At 67.4% G+C, this 13,118-nt stretch carries 14 protein-coding genes; 11 read left to right on the top strand and 3 right to left on the bottom strand.

Features of this window, described 5'->3' with window-relative positions; translation table 11 throughout:
• A partial coding sequence (locus RT567_RS07965; RefSeq protein WP_313575597.1) for a hypothetical protein occupies window positions 1-239 on the bottom strand: 239 nt, incomplete at its 3' end.
• 144 nt (window positions 240-383) lie between these two features.
• Here RT567_RS07965 and tkt point away from each other — a divergent pair.
• The 9 genes from tkt to RT567_RS07920 all read left to right on the top strand — a co-directional run bounded on the left by tkt (window position 384) and on the right by RT567_RS07920 (window position 10,297).
• On the top strand, window positions 384-2,333 hold the full coding sequence (gene tkt / locus RT567_RS07960; protein WP_313575599.1) for a transketolase: 1,950 nt from the start codon (window positions 384-386) through the stop codon (window positions 2,331-2,333).
• Between the two features lie 5 nt (window positions 2,334-2,338).
• Window positions 2,339-3,181 carry an alpha/beta hydrolase gene (locus RT567_RS07955; RefSeq protein WP_313575595.1) on the top strand — a complete coding sequence of 281 codons (843 nt, stop codon included), beginning with the start codon at window positions 2,339-2,341 and terminating at the stop codon, window positions 3,179-3,181.
• A complete protein-coding gene (locus RT567_RS07950) occupies window positions 3,178-3,567 on the top strand; it encodes a VOC family protein (RefSeq protein ID WP_313575593.1) in 390 nt (129 codons plus the stop codon). The genes RT567_RS07955 and RT567_RS07950 overlap by 4 nt, the downstream gene beginning before the upstream one ends.
• Before the next feature lie 3 nt (window positions 3,568-3,570).
• Window positions 3,571-4,764, top strand: a complete 1,194-nt coding sequence (gene purT, locus RT567_RS07945) for a formate-dependent phosphoribosylglycinamide formyltransferase (protein WP_313575592.1) — start codon at window positions 3,571-3,573, stop codon at window positions 4,762-4,764.
• Between the two features lie 327 nt (window positions 4,765-5,091).
• The gene (locus RT567_RS07940; RefSeq protein ID WP_313575590.1) at window positions 5,092-7,179 is read left to right on the top strand and encodes a carbon starvation CstA family protein; all 2,088 of its coding nucleotides are present in this window, start codon (window positions 5,092-5,094) and stop codon (window positions 7,177-7,179) included.
• Window positions 7,172-7,426: a YbdD/YjiX family protein gene (locus RT567_RS07935; RefSeq protein ID WP_313575588.1), complete on the top strand. Its 255-nt coding sequence runs from the start codon at window positions 7,172-7,174 to the stop codon at window positions 7,424-7,426. Before RT567_RS07940 ends, RT567_RS07935 begins: the two co-directional genes overlap by 8 nt.
• 128 nt (window positions 7,427-7,554) lie before the next feature.
• Window positions 7,555-8,562 carry a type I glyceraldehyde-3-phosphate dehydrogenase gene (gene gap / locus RT567_RS07930; protein ID WP_313575586.1) on the top strand — a complete coding sequence of 336 codons (1,008 nt, stop codon included), beginning with the start codon at window positions 7,555-7,557 and terminating at the stop codon, window positions 8,560-8,562.
• Window positions 8,563-8,654: 92 nt separating this feature from the next.
• Window positions 8,655-9,008 (top strand): endonuclease domain-containing protein, encoded by a 354-nt coding sequence (locus RT567_RS07925; protein ID WP_313575585.1) that lies wholly within the window; start codon window positions 8,655-8,657, stop codon window positions 9,006-9,008.
• 92 nt (window positions 9,009-9,100) lie between these two features.
• On the top strand, window positions 9,101-10,297 hold the full coding sequence (locus RT567_RS07920) for a phosphoglycerate kinase (RefSeq protein ID WP_313575583.1): 1,197 nt from the start codon (window positions 9,101-9,103) through the stop codon (window positions 10,295-10,297).
• A gap of 52 nt (window positions 10,298-10,349) precedes the next feature.
• On the opposite strand, the gene RT567_RS07915 is transcribed toward RT567_RS07920, so the two are convergent.
• Window positions 10,350-10,751: a hypothetical protein gene (locus RT567_RS07915; protein ID WP_313575581.1), complete on the bottom strand. Its 402-nt coding sequence runs from the start codon at window positions 10,749-10,751 to the stop codon at window positions 10,350-10,352.
• Between the two features lie 157 nt (window positions 10,752-10,908).
• Here RT567_RS07915 and fba point away from each other — a divergent pair, with 157 nt between their 5' ends.
• On the top strand, window positions 10,909-11,973 hold the full coding sequence (gene fba, locus RT567_RS07910) for a class II fructose-bisphosphate aldolase (protein ID WP_313575580.1): 1,065 nt from the start codon (window positions 10,909-10,911) through the stop codon (window positions 11,971-11,973).
• 67 nt (window positions 11,974-12,040) lie between these two features.
• On the opposite strand, the gene RT567_RS07905 is transcribed toward fba, so the two are convergent.
• Window positions 12,041-12,679: a DUF2799 domain-containing protein gene (locus RT567_RS07905; protein ID WP_313575578.1), complete on the bottom strand. Its 639-nt coding sequence runs from the start codon at window positions 12,677-12,679 to the stop codon at window positions 12,041-12,043.
• A gap of 72 nt (window positions 12,680-12,751) precedes the next feature.
• Between RT567_RS07905 and RT567_RS07900 the strand changes: the two genes are divergently transcribed.
• Window positions 12,752-13,118 (top strand): S4 domain-containing protein (locus RT567_RS07900; RefSeq protein WP_409516157.1); only part of this gene is annotated, 367 nt, incomplete at its 3' end.

The following is a 13,118-nucleotide window of genomic DNA, read 5'->3' as shown; positions in this document are numbered from 1 at the left end:
TCGACCATCACCACTGGGCCGTTGAGGCGCAGCGCCAGCGCCTGAGCGGTTTCCTGACCGGCCGTCTCCAGCTCGGCGATGCGCGCCAGGTCGGCCGCGTTCGAGGCGCGCGGCGCGAACAGGTCGTCATCCGCGATGGGCGGCGCCGAGGCGGGCCTCGCCTTCAGCTCCAGCACCTTGCGCTCCAGATCGGCTAACGCTCGATCGATCCGCGCCTTTGCAGCCGTGACGGCGTCCATGATGGTCCTTTCTTCCAGATTCCGTGTAGAACCTGCCGGCGCGCCGGGGTAAAGCGGCGCCGCCCCCGCTTTATCCTGTTCCTGAGGAAAGGTCTCGCCGTGACCGACGCCCAAGCTGCATTCGCCAAGCCTTCGCCCAAGCAGATGGCCGACGCCATCCGGGTGCTGTCCATGGATGCGGTCGAAAAGGCCAAGAGCGGCCACCCCGGCATGCCGATGGGCATGGCCGACGTCGCCACCGTCCTCTACTCGAAATTCCTGAAGTTCGACGCCAGCCGTCCCGACTGGGCCGACCGCGACCGCTTCATCCTGTCGGCGGGCCACGGCTCGATGCTGATCTACAGCCTGCTGCACCTGACGGGCTACAAGGACGCGACGCGGGAACAGCTGGAAAACTTCCGTCAGTGGGGCTTCAAGACCGCTGGCCACCCGGAGTACGGCCACATGGCCGGGATCGAGACCACGACTGGCCCTCTGGGTCAGGGTCTGGCCACCTCGGTCGGTTTCGCCTTGGCTGAGCGCCATCTGGCCGCCCGCTTCGGCAAGGATCTGGTGGATCACCGCACCTGGGTCGTCGCCGGCGACGGCTGCCTGATGGAAGGCGTGTCGCAGGAAGCCATCGCCCTGGCCGGGCGCCTGAAGCTGAACAAGCTGTGCGTCCTGTGGGACGACAATGAGATCACTATCGACGGCAAGGTGTCGCTGTCGGACGCCACCGATCAGCTGGCCCGCTTCAAGGCCTCGGGCTGGGCGGTCAAGGCCATCGACGGCCACGACTACAAGCAGATCCAGAAGACCCTGGCCTGGGCCGTCAAGCAGGACAAGCCGACTCTGATCGCCTGCAAGACCAAGATCGGCAAGGGCGCCGCCACCATGGAAGGCAGCCACAAGACCCACGGCGCGGCCCTGGGCGCCACCGAGATCGCAGCCACCCGTCAGGCGCTGAACTGGCCGTTCGAGCCGTTCGAACTGCCGGAAGGCGTCCAGAAGGCCTGGGCCAAGGTCGGCAAACAGGGCGGCAAGGCCCGCAAGACCTGGGAATCCCGCCTGCTGAATCACGCCCAGCGTGACGACTTCACCCGCGCCATGGCGGGCGACCTGCCCACCGGCGCCTTCGAGGCTCTGGACGCCAAACTGAAGCAGTTGGTTGTCGACAAGCCTGCGCTGGCCACGCGCCAGTCCTCCGGCGAGGCGCTGGAGACGGTGTTCAACGCCATCCCCGAAATGGTCGGCGGCTCGGCCGACCTGACCGGCTCGAACAACACCTTCGTCAAGAACACCCAGATTATGGACGCGCCGGACTATGCCGGTCGTTACCTGAACTACGGCATCCGCGAGTTCGGCATGGCCGCCGCGATGAACGGTCTGGCGCTGCACGGCGGGGTCATCCCCTACGGCGGCACCTTCATGGCGTTCGCCGACTACAGCCGTCCGGCGATCCGTCTGGGCGCCCTGATGGGCGTGCGCGCGATCCACGTCCTGACGCACGACAGCATCGGCCTGGGCGAAGACGGGCCGACGCACCAGCCGGTCGAGCATCTGGCGGCCCTGCGCGCCATCCCCAACCTGCTGACCATGCGCCCCGCCGACACGGTCGAGGCGCTGGAGTGCTGGCAGGTCGCCCTGCAGCACAAGACCACGCCCACAGCCATGTGCCTGTCGCGTCAGAAGACCCCGGCCGTGCGCGTGACCGACGCGGGCGAGAACCTGTCTCGCAAGGGCGCCTATGAGCTGAAGGCCGCCAACGGCGCAGCGAAAGTCACCCTGTTCGGCACCGGCACCGAAGTCGCCCTGGCGCTGAAGGCCGCCGAGACGCTGGAGGCCGAAGGCGTGCCGACCCGCGTCGTCTCGGTCCCCTGCTTCGCCTTGTTCGAGCAGCAGCCCAAGGCCTATCAGGACGCCGTCATCGGCCGCGGCACCGTCCGCGTCGCCGTCGAGGCCGCGATCAAGCAGGGCTGGGAACGCTTCATCGGCGAGGACGGCGGCTTCGTCGGCATGTCGTCCTTCGGCGCCTCGGCCCCGGCCGAAGTCCTCTACCGCGAGTTCGGCATCATCGCCGAGGCCGTGGTCGAGGCCGCCAAGGCCCGGCTGTAAACATCATGCGCCGCCTCGCCCTCGTCCTGAGCTTCGGCTTGTCGATGGCAGGCGGCGCGCCTGTCTTCGCCGAGACAACCGCCCCCATGGCGGTCGAGACGCCCGTTGTCATCGGCCAGTCCTACGCCCTGCCCTCAGCCGTCATGAACCAGACGCGCGAGATCAACGTCTGGCTGCCGCCCGGCTATGCGAAAAGCAATCAGAGCTATCCCGTCCTCTATGTGCTGGACGGCGGTCAGGATCAGGACTTTCACCACATCTCGGGCATCGCCCAGTTGGGAACCATCGTTGGCACGACGCGGGACGTCATCGTCGTGGGCATCGCCTCGATGGACCGCCGCAACGAGCTGGCCCTGCCGACCGACGACGCCGAACTGATCGCCCGCTATCCGACGCAGGGGCAGTCCGACCGCTTCCGCCGCTTTGTCAGCCAGGAAGTTATGCGTTTCATCGCAGTCCGCTATCGCACGAGCGGCGAGACGGCCCTGATGGGCGAGTCGCTCGCCGGCCTCTTCGTGGTCGAGACCTTCCTGAAAGAGCCGCAGATGTTCGACGCCTATGTCGCCGTCAGCCCCAGCCTGTGGTGGGACGGCGGTCAGCTGGCGCGGCAGTCAGGGGCGCATCTGCGCGACCATTCCAACGACCCGCGCACCCTGATCCTGACCCTCGGCGACGAGGGCGAGATGATGCAGGCGCCGATGGACGTCCTGACCGCCAATCTGCGCGACCACGCCCTGCCCGGCGTCAAGTGGGACTTCACCCCGCGCCCGAACGAGAGCCACGCCACCATCTATCACGGGGCCGCCCTGGACGCCTTCCGCCGCCTTTACGCAGCGCCTGCACAATGAGCCATCTCGGCGCCGTCAGCCTGCTGGTCCGTGACTATGACGAGGCCATCGCCTTCTTCGTCGGCAAGCTGGGCTTCGAACTCAGCGAAGACACCGACATGGGCGGCGGCAAGCGCTGGGTCCGCGTCACGCCCAAAGGCGGCCAGACCTCCCTGCTGCTGGCCCGCGCCGCGACGCCGGAACAGGTCGCCCGGATCGGCGACCAGGCGGGCGGCCGCGTCTGGCTGTTTCTCTACACCGACGACCTGATGCGCGATCACGCCGCCTGGCTGAAGGCCGGCGTCGTCTTCCGCGAAACGCCCCGTCACGAGGCCTATGGCAAGGTGGTGGTCTTCGAAGACCTCTACGGCAACGCCTGGGATCTGATCGAACCTGCTGGAGCCTGAGCCATGAAGATCGGCACGCCGCTTACCGACCACGCCACGCGCGTCATGCTGCTGGGCTCGGGCGAGCTGGGCAAGGAGGTGGCCATCGAGCTGCAGCGTCTGGGCGCCGAGGTGATCGCGGTCGATCGCTATCCCAACGCCCCGGCCATGCAGGTGGCGCATCGCAGCCACGTCATCCCCATGACCGACCCGCAGGTGCTGAACGGGATCATCATGGCCGAGGCCCCGCACATCATCGTGCCCGAGATCGAGGCCATCGCCACCGACGCCCTGGCGGCCATCGAGGCGGCGGGGCTGGCCCGCGTCATCCCCACGGCCCGTGCGACCCAGCTGACCATGAACCGCGAGGGCATCCGCCGTCTGGCCGCCGAGGAACTGGGCCTGCCGACCAGCCCCTACGCCTTTGCAGGTTCGGCTGCGGAACTGGCGGCGGGCGCCGAGGCCGTCGGCTTCCCCTGCTTCGTCAAGCCGGTGATGTCGTCTTCGGGCAAGGGCCAGTCCTATGTCGAAGGGCCGGAGGGCGTGGCCGAGGCCTGGGCCTATGCCGAAGCGTCCGGCCGGGTCGCGGGCGGCGTCGTCATCGTCGAGGGGCGCATCGCCTTCGACTATGAGATCACCCTGCTGACGGTCCGGTCGTTGCGCGACGGCGCGGTGCGAACCGACTTCTGCGCGCCTATCGGCCACCGCCAGCAGAAGGGCGACTATGTCGAAAGCTGGCAGCCTCAGGCCATGAGCCCTGCCGCACTGAAGGCGTCGCAGGCCATCGCAGCCAAGGTGACGGAGGCTCTGGGCGGCCTCGGCGTGTTCGGCGTCGAACTGTTCGTCAAGGGCGACGAGGTCTGGTTCTCGGAGGTTTCGCCGCGTCCGCACGACACCGGACTGGTGACACTGGCGACGCAGGTGATGAGCGAGTTCGCGCTTCACGCCCGGGCCATTCTAGGTCTGCCCGTGGACGTGACCTTGCGCGAACCGGGCGCCAGCGCCGTCATCTACGGCGGTCTGGAGGCCGAGGGCGTGGTGTTCGAGGGCGTGGCCGAGGCCTTATCGGTGCCGACCGCCGACCTGCGCCTGTTCGGCAAGCCCGAGGCCTTCGAGCGCCGCCGCATGGGCGTGGCCCTGGCCCGCGGCGCCGACACGGACGAGGCGCGTGCCCGCGCGACCGAGGCGGCGTCCAAGGTGCGGGTGGGCGCTCCCTGATCCTCCCCCTCTCCCGATGGGAGAGGGCTTGAGCCTCCAAGAGCGAAGCGATTGGTTAAGGCGAAAGGGTGAGGGTTCGCGGCTGAAGTCGGTCGAAGACCGTAGCGCGACGGCTTACGCCGACGGACAGGACAAGCCCCTCACCCTTTCGCTTGGCGGATCGCCTTTCGGCTCTCCGAAGCTCAAGCCCTCTCCCGCCGGGAGAGGTTCAAGCATTAGCCATGCCTGAAGCCACGCTTCTTCGACTTTTGTCGATTGGCGCCGGACGCGATTAGGGTCCAAAAAAGGCGAAAGGTCGCACCCAGTCGACCCGGAGGACCGTTCGCCATGGGCAAGCTCAAGACGGCGCTGATATTCGGCGCCATCGCCATATTGGGGGCCGTGTCCCTCGCCGTCATCGCCCTGCATCAGGGCGAAAGCATTAGCGCAGTATGGATCGTGGTCGCGGCGCTGTGCGTCTACGCCATCGCCTACCGCTTCTACGCCCGCTATCTGGCCGGAAAGGTGCTGGGGCTTAACGCGCGCAGGCCCACGCCCGCCGTCCGGCACAACGACGGACTGGATTACGTCCCGACGCCCAGAAACGTCCTGTTCGGCCACCATTTCGCGGCCATTGCGGGCGCAGGGCCTCTGGTCGGGCCGGTGCTGGCGGCCCAGATGGGCTATCTGCCCGGCGTGCTGTGGATTCTGGTCGGCGCCGTGCTGGCGGGAGCGGTGCAGGACATGATCGTCCTGTTCATGTCGACCCGCCGCGACGGCCGGTCGCTGGGCGACATGGTCCGCACCGAGATGGGCCCCATCCCCGGCGTCATCGCCCAGGTCGGGGTGCTGATGATCATGGTCATCATCCTGGCCGTGCTGGCGCTGGTGGTGGTCAAGGCCCTGGCCGAGAGCCCCTGGGGCACCTTCACCGTCGCCGCCACCATCCCCATCGCCATCTTCATGGGTCTGTACACCCGCTATCTGCGGCCCGGCCGCGTGGGCGAGGTGTCGGTGATCGGCGTGGTGCTGCTGGTCCTGGCCATCATCGGCGGCGGCCATATCGCCGCTGATCCCTTCTGGGGTCCGGCCTTCACCCTGTCGGGCACGACGCTGGCGCTGGCCATGATGGCCTACGGCTTCATCGCCTCGGTCATTCCGGTGTGGCTGCTGCTGGCGCCGCGCGACTATCTGTCCACCTTCCTGAAGATCGGCGCCATCGTCGCCCTGGCCGTCGGCATCCTGATCGTGCGCCCGCATGTGCAGATGCCCGCCATCACCCCCTTCATCGACGGCACCGGGCCGGTCTTCTCGGGCGCCCTCTTCCCCTTCCTGTTCATCACCATCGCCTGCGGGGCCGTGTCCGGCTTCCACGCCCTGATCTCGTCAGGCACCACGCCCAAGCTGCTGGAGAACGAGAACCAGATTCCGCTGATCGGCTACGGCGCCATGCTGTGCGAGAGCTTCGTGGCCATCATGGCCCTGATCGCCGCCACCGTGCTGGACCCGGCCGTCTATTTCGCCATGAACAGCCCGGTCGCCGTGATCGGCGACAACGCCGCATCCGCCGCCGCCGCCGTGGCCCAATGGGGCTTCCACATCACCCCGGCCGAGCTGGAGCAACTGGCCAAGGACGTCGGCGAACACTCCATCCTGTCGCGTGCGGGCGGGGCGCCGACGCTGGCGGTCGGCATGGCGCACATCCTGTCGGGCGTCATCGGCGGCAAGGCCATGATGGCTTTCTGGTATCACTTCGCCATCCTGTTCGAGGCCCTGTTCATCCTGACCACGGTCGACGCCGGCACCCGCGTCTGCCGCTTCATGATCCAGGACCTGCTGGGCATGGCCGTGCCGAAGATGCGCCAGACGCAATCCTGGACCGGCAACGTCGTGGCCACAGCCCTGACGGTCAGTCTGTGGGGCTATTTCCTCTATACCGGCGTGGTCGATCCGCTGGGCGGGATCAACAGCCTGTGGCCCCTGTTCGGCATCGCCAACCAGATGCTGGCGGCGGTCGCCCTGATCCTGGGCACGGTCGTCCTGTTCAAGATGAAGCGGCAGAGGTTCGCCTGGGCCACGGCGGTTCCGGCGGTCTGGCTGCTGATCTGCACCGTCACGGCGGGGCTGCAGAAGCTGTTCCACCCCGACGTGAAGATCGGCTTCCTCGCCCACGCCCGCAAATATCAGGACGCCATGGCCGCCGGCGACATCCTGGCCCCGGCCAAGACCATCGGCGACATGCACCGGGTCATCGTCAACGACTACGTCAACTCGGCGCTGACAGCAGGCTTCCTGTTCGTGGTGCTGACGGTCGTGGTCTATGGCGTCGGGGCCTGCCTCAAGGCGCTGAAGTCCGATCGCCCGACCGTGGTCGAAACCCCGGCAGAGCATGAGCTGACCCTGGCCGACGAAGCCATGGACATCGCCCGTGCTTAAGTCCTCTTCATCCTCGGGGGCTACCGGCGGCGCTGACCTGCTCTGCGCCTGCCGGGACACGCTGGTGCGGTGGGGCAAGGACGCCCGCCGCACCGCCGGGCTGATGATCGGCCAGCCGGATTATGACGCCTATGTCGCCCATGCGGCCGTCACCCATCCGGATCAGGAGCCGCTGGACCGCACCGCCTTCTTCCGCCTGCACGAGGCGCGGCGGTTCGGCGAAGGCGGCGGCTTCCGCTGCTGCTGAGGCAGCTTAACCGTCCTCGGACGGTTACAGGCGATCATACCTTGTTACGGCGACGGGGTTGCAACCGCGCGCGCTCCGTCCCACTAAGGCGCCCATCATAATCGCCCCTGTTCAGGAGACTGCTCCCCATGACCGTTCGCGTCGCCATCAACGGCTTCGGCCGCATCGGCCGCCTCGTCCTCCGCTCGATCGTCGAGCACGGCCGCAAGGACATCGAGGTCGTGGCGATCAACGACCTGGGCCCGGTCGAGACCAACGCCCACCTGTTCCGCTTTGACTCGGTGCACGGCCGCTTCCCCGGCACGGTCACGACCGGCGAGGACTGGATCGACGTCGGCACCGGCAAAATCAAGGTCACGGCCGAGCGCGACCCGGCCAACCTGCCGCACGCCGAGCTGAAGGTGGACATCGCCCTGGAATGCACGGGCATCTTCACCTCCAAGGACAAGGCCTCGGCTCACCTGAAAGCCGGCGCCAAGCGCGTGCTGGTCTCGGCCCCGGCCGACGGCGCCGACAAGACCATCGTCTTCAAGGTCAACCATGAGACGCTGACGGCCGACGACATCGTCGTCTCCAACGGCTCGTGCACGACCAACGCCCTGGCCCCGGTGGCCAAGGTGCTGCACGACCTGTTCGGCATCGAGCGCGGCTACATGACCACCATCCACGCCTACACCGGCGACCAGCCGACGCTGGATACGATGCACAAGGATCTGTACCGCGGCCGCGCGGCCGCCCTGTCGATGATCCCGACCTCGACCGGCGCCGCCAAGGCCCTGGGCCTGGTCCTGCCGGAACTGAAGGGCAAGCTGGACGGCTCGTCGATCCGCGTCCCGACCCCGAACGTCTCGGTCGTCGACCTGAAGGTCGTCGCCGGTCGCGAAGTCACGGTCGAGGAAATCAACGCCGCCCTGCTGGCCGCCGCGAACGGCCCGATGAGCGGCGTCCTGGCCACGACCACCGACCCGCTGGTCTCGGTCGACCTGAACCACGTCGCCGCCTCCTCGACCGCCGCCCTGCCCCAGACGCAGGTCGTCGACGGCAAGCTGGCCCGCGTCCTGACCTGGTACGACAACGAGTGGGGCTTCGCGACCCGCATGGCCGACACCGCCCTGGTGATGGCCAAGTTCCTGTAAGACAACTGCTGAGCCCTCTCCCACTGGGAGAGGGCTTGAGCGCCCAAGAGCCGAAGGCGATTGGCTGCGCGAAAGGGTGAGGGTCGGCGGCCATGACTGTGGAACGCATCGTCTTCGCCCGCACGCTTCGACAAAAATCCGGCCTTGTCGAGCAGCGCGTTTGGGCTTTGCTGCGGGGCGGACGGATCGACAACCACAAGTTTCGCCGCCAGCATCCGATCGGACGATACGTCACGGATTTCGCCTGCGACCGCTTGCGACTCGTGATCGAGATCGACGGCGGCGTCCACGATCGAGACGAGGTCGTAACAAGCGATCACCTGAGACAGACCGATCTGGAAGCCTTGGGCTGGACGGTTCTGCGCTTCACCAACGCCCAGGCGTTAGGCCAACCCGAAGCCATTGCCGCCGCCATTCGTGCACACGCCTGCTTGAACACGCTCTGACCACGGCTTACGCCGACTGACACCTTCGACCCTCATCCGGCCCTGCGGGCCACCTTCTCCCACAGGGAGAAGGAAGACCTGGAACTTCACCGATGACCTTCCGCACCCTCGACGACGTTTCCGACCTTTCGGGCAAGGCCGCCCTGGTCCGCGTGGATTTCAACGTGCCGATGGAGGACGGGAACGTCACTGACGACACCCGGCTGAAGGCCGCCCTGCCGACCATCCACCGCCTGCGTGAGGCGGGCGCCAAGGTGGTGCTGCTGGCCCACTTCGACCGCCCCAAGGGCGAGCGCGTGCCATCGATGAGCCTGAAGCCGGTCGTTCAGCCGCTGGAAATGCTGCTGCACGGCCCCGTGCGCTTCGCTGACGACTGCGTGGGCGATGAGGCCAAGGCCGCCGTGGCCGATCTGGACGCGGGCGGCGTGCTGCTGCTGGAAAACGTCCGCTTCCACAAGGGCGAGGAAAAGAACGACCCGGCCTTCGCCGCCCAGCTGGCGGAACTGGGCGACCTCTACGTCAACGACGCCTTCTCGGCCGCGCACCGCGCCCACGCTTCGACCGAAGGCCTGGCCCGCCTGCTGCCTGCCTACGCCGGTGAAGCCATGAAGCGCGAGCTTCAGGCGCTGGACGCCGCGCTCGGCAAGCCGCAGAAGCCGGTCATCGGCATCGTCGGCGGCGCCAAGGTCTCGACCAAGCTAGACCTGCTGAAGAACCTGGTCGCCAAGCTGGACTATCTGGCCATCGGCGGCGGCATGGCCAACACCTTCCTGTTCGCCCAGGGCGTCGATGTCGGCGGTTCGCTGTGCGAGAAGGATCTGGCCGACACCGCCCGCGAGATCATCGAGGAAGCCCGCCGTCAGGGCTGCGAGCTGCTGCTCCCGGTCGACGTCGTGGTCGCCAAGGGCGTGAAGCCGGGCATCGAGTCGGGCGTGCGCGCCCTGGACCGCATCGCCGCCGACGACCTGATCCTGGACGCCGGGCCGGAAACCGTCGCCCGCCTGAACCGCGCGATGGACCTGTCCAAGACCCTGATCTGGAACGGCCCGCTGGGCGTGTTCGAAGTTCCGCCCTTCGACAAGGCCACGGTCGAGGCCGCCAAGCACGCCGCCGAACTGGCCAAGGCCGGCAAGCTGGTCGCCGTGGCCGGCGGCGGCGACACCGTCGCGGCCCTGAACCACGCGGGCACGGCCGACGACATGACCTTCGTCTCCACCGCGGGCGGCGCCTTCCTGGAATGGATGGAAGGCAAGGTTCTGCCGGGCGTCGAGGCCCTGCGCGCCGCCTAAGAAACGTCAAGGCGAGGGCTGTTCGCGGCCCTCGCCCCTGATGCCCGAAGCTTCAGTCTTCGCCGTCCATATCGACGGCCCGCGCGACCAGATCGCGCCACGTCGGATCGGTGTCGTCCACCAGATCAACGTCGTCCAGCAGGGCCACCGCCCCGCCGCCGTCAGGCAGGATCAGGCCCAGCACTTCCATCAGTTCGCCGTCAGGCCCGACATGGGCCTCGGCCTGAACGATCACAGCCGCCTGTTCGCCGTCGTCTTCCCACCAGATAACCGGCTGGGGCAGCTCCATGTCGATGACGCGCGGCTCTTCGGTGTCGCCCAGGGCGAACACGGCCTTGCCTGCCTGAACATCGTCCAACGTCGCCACCGTTCCGGCAAAGGGCGTCAGCCGCGACCAGTCGTCGACATCGAAACCGCCGCCGTCTTCATCCAGCGCATCGTCGTTCTGGCTCATCGCCGCTCCTTGATCAGACACGCCCGAGGCGTCGCGTCCACTTAGAGGCTGCACGTCCAAAGTCCACCACACTTGCGCCCTGTCACATCGGCGTGACTTCCCCCGCCCGAACGGCTAAGACCTCGGGCAAAATCATATCTGGTTCAGGAGACTACCCATGGCGCGCATCACGCTGCGACAACTGCTCGACCACGCGGCGGAGCACGACTACGGCCTGCCCGCCTACAACATCAACAACATGGAGCAGGGCCTGGCCATCATGGAGGCCGCCGACGCCGTCAACGCGCCGGTCATCATCCAGGCCTCGCGCGGCGCCCGCTCCTACGCCAACGACGTTGTTCTGGCCAAGCTGATCGACGCCCTCGCCGAACTGTATCCGCACATCCCGGTCTGTATGCACCAGGACCACGGCAACGGCCCGGCGACCTGCGCCACCGCCATCCAGTACGGCTTCACCTCGGTGATGATGGACGGCTCGCTGGAAGAAGACGCCAAGACCCCCGCATCCTATGAATACAACGTCGAGGTCACGCGCCGCGTCACCGAGATGGCCCACTCCTGCGGCGTCTCGGTCGAGGGCGAGCTGGGCGTTCTGGGCTCGCTGGAGACCGGCATGGGCGAGGCTGAAGACGGCCACGGCTTCGAAGGCAAGCTGGACCACTCGGCCCTGCTGACCGACCCGGATCAAGCCGTCGACTTCGTCAAGGCCACCAAGGTCGACGCCCTGGCCATCGCCATGGGCACCTCGCACGGCGCCTATAAGTTCACGCGCAAGCCGGACGGCGAAGTCCTGGCCATGAACGTGATCGAGGAAATCCACCGCCGCCTGCCCAACACCCACCTGGTGATGCACGGCTCGTCGTCGGTGCCGCAGGATCTGCAGGACATCATCAACGCCTATGGCGGCCAGATGCCCCAGACCTGGGGCGTGCCGGTCGAGGAAATCCAGCGCGGCATCAAGAACGGCGTGCGCAAGGTGAACATCGACACCGACAACCGCATGGCCATGACCGGCGCCATCCGCAAGCTGCTGGCCGAGAAGCCGGGCGAGTTCGACCCCCGCGCCTATCTGAAGCCCGCCAAGGAAGCCATGCGCAAGCTGTGCCAGGAGCGCTACCTGCAGTTCGGCTGCGAAGGCCAGGCCTCCAAGATCAAGCCCCTGTCCACGGCCCAGATGGCCAAGCGCTACGCCGGCGGCGAACTGGACCCGCGCATCGGCTGATCGCCGGTCGCATCGCCATCAGATTGAAACGCCCGCCTCCGTCGACCGGAGGCGGGCGTTTTCATGTTCACCAAACCCCGTAACGGCCATCGAGCATACGGCGCACAGTCCGCAGTTCGACCTCAGCGTAGCGCAGGTCGTCCTCGGCCCGGCGCGCGGAGCGATGCGCGTCGTCCAGTTCGCCCTCAACCTCGCGGATGCGGTTGCGGATACGCTGACGCTCTTCGGATGTCAGGCCTTCCTGACGCAGTTCACGCCGCTTGGCGTCCAGCTTGTCCTCTCGGCTTTCGATGCGACGGATCGCCGAGTTCAACGCGCTTTCGGCCGAAGAGACCGCCTGCTCGACCTCATACAACTGCCGCCCGTCGCGATGCGCGGGCACGAAGGCTCGTTCTTCCGCCGGCGAGCAGACGCCCTGATAGGTTCCGCCCGCACGCCCCGCGCGGAAGCCGTTCTCCCAGGTGCAATAGGTCCGCAGCCCATCCTCGCGCGCCGACATATAGGCGCTCATGTTCGGAGTCACGCCATGCTTGGCGCAGGCCTTGGCGTGGTCATGCAGGCGGCTGGACGGATGCCCTTCGGCCCCATCGCGATAGCCCTGTCCGCCCCAGTCGCCGACCAGGCATTGGCCCTCGCTCATCGTCGCACAGCCCGACAACAGGACGACGCTGGATGCCGCAACGACGGCGACGGTCGGCAACTTCATTTAGGCATCTCTACAACAGCCGCACTCGAGGTCCGATGACGCCTCTTCACGCAAGCCATGCTATTTCACACCATGGCTGATGAACCTTTACTGTCGGAAGACGACGAAGCGCCCGAATTGCTCAATGCGCGCATCGACGCGCCCGGCGTGCGTCTGGACAAGGCTCTGGCCGAGGCCTTCCCGACCCTGTCCCGCGCCCGGCTCCAGGCCCTGCTGGCCGAAGGCGCCGTCACCCGCGACGGCCAGGCGGTCTCCAACGGCTCGGCCAAGGCCCAGCCTGGCCGCTATGTAGTCGCCCTGCCGCCCGTCGCCCCCGCCACGCCCCAGCCCGAAGCCATCCCTCTGACCGTCCTGTTCGAGGACGCCGACCTTATCGTCATCGACAAGGCCCCCGGCATGGCCGCCCACCCGGCCCCCGGCTGCGAGACCGGCACCCTGG

The organism is Brevundimonas sp., assembly GCF_032107865.1.
Lineage (GTDB): Bacteria > Pseudomonadota > Alphaproteobacteria > Caulobacterales > Caulobacteraceae > Brevundimonas.
The sequence above is the reverse complement of the archived record's forward strand: the minus strand, read 5'-3'. Positions and strand labels throughout refer to the sequence as shown.